1 protein-coding gene is annotated in these 993 nt (G+C 68.9%); it reads left to right on the top strand.

Translation table 11 applies throughout. The features are described from left to right. Positions 1-253: 253 nt before the first annotated feature. Positions 254-993 (top strand): FHA domain-containing protein (locus A5652_RS17815; RefSeq protein WP_197513998.1); only part of this gene is annotated, 740 nt, incomplete at its 3' end.

Consider the following 993-nt stretch of genomic DNA (forward strand, 5'->3'; position numbering starts at 1 on the left):
TGCGCTGAGCTGCGAAAGTGTAAGGGCGCGTTGATATTTAGCCACGTGACGGTCACGTTTTGGCCAAGGGTGTTCAGTCCGGCGGCGCGCAGTGAATTGGGATCGAGTCGTGACCCACCCGTGGCATGGATGCGCGATTTCGGACTTGTCACTCACGGCGGCGACGGACCCGGTCAGCAAAGACGATCGGTGAACTGCGGACCAATATGGCGAAACCCTGGCGCTCACCGATTGCGGGTCGAATACTGAGTGGATGAGTAGGCCCGTAACTCCCGTGCTGACGGTTCAATCGAACTGGTCACGGCGCAGTTTTGCCGCCGGTCACGATGTCGTCGTGGGAAGTGACCTGCGCGCCGACATGCGCGTGGCCCATCCGCAGATCGCCCGCGCGCACCTGCTGTTGCGCTTCGATCGCGGCAAATGGATGGCGATCGACAACGGCTCCCCGACGGGGATGTTCGTCAACGGCGGCCGGGTGGGCGCCGTCGACATCCGTGACGGCCAGAGCATCAACGTGGGGAGTCCCGACGGGCCGCGGTTGAGCTTCGTGATCGAAAGCCACGACAGGGCGGTGGGGCAGCTGCCGCCGACGGTCGAGGGGATGCAGGCCCTCAGGCGCCCCGGCGCCCCGAAACCGGTGCGCTCCGAGTACGCGCAGCCGCCCGGCGGCTCGTCGCCGCGCATCGCGCGATCGCAACCCGCCCCGCCCCGCTACGCCCGGGGCGGCCCGCCGCAGCCGGCACCGCAGCAGGCCAGCGGCCCGCGCCGCGCCGTCGGCTATCCGAGCCAGTCGTTGCCGCCCCGCGGGCCCCAACCGGCGCCGCCAGCCGAGAGGCCCGCTCAGCCGGCGCCGAAAGGCCAACTGACCGAGATCGGAGCGGAAGCACTCGAAGCCGCGCAGTTCGATAGCACCAACCTGCGGCGTGCGGTGCAGCGGTCGCGATCGACGCTCGCTGCGCCCCCTACGGGTGCTTTGGTGATCGGTCGTGCCGA

The sequence above is a fragment of the Mycobacterium sp. 1165178.9 genome, assembly GCF_001673555.1.
Taxonomy (GTDB): Bacteria; Actinomycetota; Actinomycetes; order Mycobacteriales; family Mycobacteriaceae; genus Mycobacterium.